The organism is Mycobacterium sp. (assembly GCF_019243155.1).
Classification (GTDB): Bacteria; Actinomycetota; Actinomycetes; order Mycobacteriales; family Mycobacteriaceae; genus Mycobacterium.
In genome coordinates this window covers 1-3,613 of sequence record NZ_JAFAUS010000368.1, presented here as the reverse complement: position 1 = coordinate 3,613, position 3,613 = coordinate 1, and the positions used below count along the sequence as shown (strand labels likewise).

Below are 3,613 nucleotides of genomic sequence, written 5' to 3'. Positions count from 1 at the left end.
CGGCGACGACGCCGGCACCGGGGGTAACCACAAATCAGGTGCCGCCCGCGACCGCCCAGCCCGCTCCCCCCGAGGAGGCTCCGCCACCGGCCTCCGATACGAGCCCGCCCGCCGAGACGAAGGCGCCGGCCGCCAGCGCCCCCGCGCCGATTCAGCGAACCGCGCCTCCCGCCGCGGCCCCGCCCGCCGGCCCGGTGATACCGCGCGTCCCGCCGCGCATTCCGCCGATTCCCGGGCTCAACGAACCGATTCCCGGGCTGGATCGGGTGAACCAAATCATTCAGGGCATCGAGGGCGACTTAAATTCCGTCGCCCAAGCGCCTCGCTGAATTACCGCTCAGGTCAACCTTCTTCACCCTTGTTATCGGCCTTCGCGGCCTTCCTCAGTTCGTCGTTGAGGGCCTTGTCCTTCTCGATCTGTTCCTGGATGGCCTTTTCGTCCCGGCCTTCACCTTGCTCTCGGCCCTCGTCGGTCTCGCCTTTATTGTCCGCGCCATCGGGATTCTCGTTCTTGGGATTGCCGTCCTCGTCCAACCACTCGTTGACCGCCGTCCCGGAAACGCTGCCGCCAGTTCCGGGCAACACGATGGTGGGCTTTTCCTTGTAGGCCTCCATCATCTCGGCGGCCTTTTTCTTGTCTTCCTCGTCCGGCTCCGGTTTTTCAGTTAAGGGCTGCTCTTCGCCCTGATCGGCGGCGTTATCGTCCCGATCGGTCGCTTTATCATCGTGGTCAGCCGCATCATCGTGGTCAGCCGCCTTATCGTCTTGCACACTCATGCATCTACCCCCTCGAAGTCGTAGATCGACGATTCGGGGTGGTTACCCGTTGCCGCATTGTGTCGAAACTCTCACGACCCGGTTTGTTCGCGCTTGACCAGCACCGAACCATCTAATCCGCCCAGGTGGATCGCGAAACCCCTTGCTGCTGCAGCAAATACGAAACTGGCCACGTGGACTAACGGAGTCGTCAATTCGGCTTGGGATAGCTCACGCCGGTCAGCTGTTCGGAAAGTTCCCACAGACGCCGGCAGTCGTTTTCGCTGCGCGCGGGCGCGGGTATCTTGGCCGGCCGCACACCGCCGCCGGCCGCCTCGTAAAAGCCGCGGGGTCCGTAGAACGCGCCGCCCTCGGCGTGCGGCGTCGCTGCCGCGTACAGCGCCGGCAGGATCCCTTCGTCGATCTCCTGCCACAGGAACGGCGTGAAACGCCATGACGCCTGATACAGCCGCTGCATCAAAGCGGGCTTTTCGCGGCCGTGCGAGGGTCCGCTGATCTGCAGGTTGGTCTTGGTCAACCCGGGGTGCGCCGCGTTGGACACGATGCCCCAATTGCCGGCGCGGCTACGCCGGTCCAATTCGAGGGCGAACATCAGCACAGCCAGCTTCGACTGGCCGTAGGCCGCCATCGCCGCATAGGACTTCTCGAATTGCGGGTCGTCGAAATGGATTTTGCCGCTCTGGCGCGCGGCGAGGCTGCTCAGTGAGACCACCCGCGCGCCGTTGGCGGCGCGCAACAGCGGCAGCACGTGTCCGGTCAGCGCGAAATGCCCGAGATGGTTGCTGCCGAACTGCAATTCGAATCCGTCGGCGGTGGCGTCGCGATCCGGCGGCGTCATGACGCCGGCGTTGTTGATCAGGATGTCGATCGGCCGGCCATCACCGTTGAGTTCTTCACCCAGTGCGGCGACGGAGGCCAGTGACGAGAGGTCGAGGGATTTGATGGTCAGCTTGGCGTCGGGAACCGTCTGACGGATTTCGTCGATCGCCGCCTCACCTTTGGCGCGGTTGCGAATCGCCATGATGACGTCCGCGCCAGCGGCCGAGAGCCGTCGGCTGAGCCCGAAGCCCAGACCGCTGTTAGCTCCGGTGACGACGACGAGCTTTCCCGAGAGGTCGGGCACGGTGGCGACCAGATTGCTAGCCATGCGTATCACTCCTTAACGGTTGGCCCGGTCCTAGTGTGCTCTCTTGAGAGTCCGGTGCGAACCTTTGCGCTGGCATCGAGCGACGCCCGATGACACACTGCCTGGGTGAGCGGCAGACGGCTCGCGAAGATCTTGCTGACCACTGCCATCGTGACGATGGTGGTGTCGGTGTGCGGGTTCATCGTCGCCCTGGTGCTGAACCTGTTTTTCCTGGACAAGTACGACGCCTACGGCGAGGTGCCGGTCCCGGGTTCGAGCAGTATGTATCTGCCTCGCGGCGAAGTCACGATCAGTTTTCACACGGTGGTGATCGGAGGCGCCAATACCGGCCTGCCGGTACCACCGCTGGGGATCACGATCGTTCCGCCCGACGGGGTGGCACAGCCCGTTCTCAACGAAAACATCGGCAGCACAACGACGGTCAACAATGACGCGCATGTGCGGGTGTGGGTGGCTCAGATCGCCGCCGACGGCACCTACAACATCACCACCGACGGACAGGTGAACGGATTCATCCAGCCACGGCTCGCCTTCGGCCACAGCAGTTCTTACACCTACGTGGTGTGGCTGTTCGTCGGCACCTTCGTCGCGGGCCTGATCGGTTCGGCGTTGTCTGGGTGGTGGTTGGCCCGCACTCGACGCAAAGCCGTGGCGGCGGCGAACCCGTTTGTCCCGGCGCCGGTTGTGTCCACTGCTCACGAACCATCCGACGAGGGAGTTCGCCTCGAACGGCTCAAAACCCTGGCGGCGCTGCGGGATTCGGGAGCACTGACCGAACAGGAATTCGAGAAGGAAAAGCGCCGGATTCTTCAGGGCTACTAGATCATTGCCGCGCGCGTAACGCAGTGTGACTAATGCCCGCGTGCCACCCATTCCTCGTAGTGCACGATCTCGTCGCCGATGGTGGTGCTGTCGCCGTGTCCGGTGTGGACGACAGTGTCGCCGGGCAGCTTGCCCAGCCGCCCGGAGATGGATTGCAGGATCGTCGGGAAGTCGGAGTAGGAGCGCCCCGTCGCGCCCGGGCCGCCGGAGAAGAGTGTGTCGCCGCTGAACACCGTTGCGAGTTCGGGGGCGTGCCAGCACACCGATCCGGGGGAGTGGCCCGGCGTGTGCAGCGCATGTAGCTCGGTGCCGGCGACCTTGAGGGTGTCACCATCCGCGATAGTGCGAAAGCCATTGTCCGGGTGAGTCATTCGCCACAGCACCTCGTCGGCGGGATGAAGCAGCACCGGTGCGTCAAGAGTCCTACCGAGCTCGGGGGCCACCGTGACGTGATCGTTGTGGCCATGTGTGCACACGACCGCGACCACCCGGCGTCCGCGGACCGCGTCCACGATCGGCTCGGCGGTGTGGGCGGCGTCGAACACGACGACCTCGGCGTCGTCGCCGACGATCCAGATGTTGTTGTCGACTTCCCAGCTGCCGCCGTCGAGTTCGAAGGTGCCGTGGGTGACGATTTTGTCGATGGGAGCCACTTACAGGATCACCACCGAGCGCAGGACTTTGCCGTCGTGCATGTTGTGGAAGGCCTCTTCGATGTCGTCCAGGCCGATGCGTTCGGAGACGAAGTGGTCGAGGGGCAGGCGGCCTTGTAGGTAGAGGTCGATCAGGGTGGGGAAGTCGCGTTCGGGGAGGCAGTCGCCGTACCAGGACGATTTGAGGGCTCCGCCGTGGGAGAAGAAGTCCACC

General features: G+C 64.3%; 4 protein-coding genes and 2 pseudogenes. 2 read left to right on the top strand and 4 right to left on the bottom strand.

All coding sequences use genetic code 11. The annotated features are described in order from the left end of the window. A pseudogene (locus JOZ00_RS18995) lies at positions 1-329 on the top strand (molecular chaperone); the annotation flags it as partial. 13 nt (positions 330-342) lie between these two features. On the opposite strand, the gene JOZ00_RS18990 reads toward JOZ00_RS18995, so the two are convergent. Then, a complete protein-coding gene (locus JOZ00_RS18990; protein ID WP_293346355.1) occupies positions 343-777 on the bottom strand; it encodes a hypothetical protein in 435 nt (144 codons plus the stop codon). A 190-nt stretch (positions 778-967) separates the two neighbouring features. Continuing rightward, entirely contained in the window at positions 968-1,924 is a 957-nt protein-coding gene (locus tag JOZ00_RS18985) for an SDR family oxidoreductase (protein ID WP_293346353.1), read from the bottom strand. A gap of 105 nt (positions 1,925-2,029) precedes the next feature. Between JOZ00_RS18985 and JOZ00_RS18980 the strand changes: the two genes are divergently transcribed. Next, positions 2,030-2,746 (top strand): SHOCT domain-containing protein, encoded by a 717-nt coding sequence (locus JOZ00_RS18980; protein WP_293346351.1) that lies wholly within the window; start codon positions 2,030-2,032, stop codon positions 2,744-2,746. A 29-nt stretch (positions 2,747-2,775) separates the two neighbouring features. On the opposite strand, the gene JOZ00_RS18975 is transcribed toward JOZ00_RS18980, so the two are convergent. Both JOZ00_RS18975 and JOZ00_RS18970 read right to left on the bottom strand, forming a co-directional pair. Next, positions 2,776-3,399 carry an MBL fold metallo-hydrolase gene (locus tag JOZ00_RS18975; protein WP_293346349.1) on the bottom strand — a complete coding sequence of 208 codons (624 nt, stop codon included), beginning with the start codon at positions 3,397-3,399 and terminating at the stop codon, positions 2,776-2,778. Next, positions 3,400-3,613 (bottom strand): annotated as a pseudogene (locus tag JOZ00_RS18970) (S-(hydroxymethyl)mycothiol dehydrogenase); the annotation flags it as partial.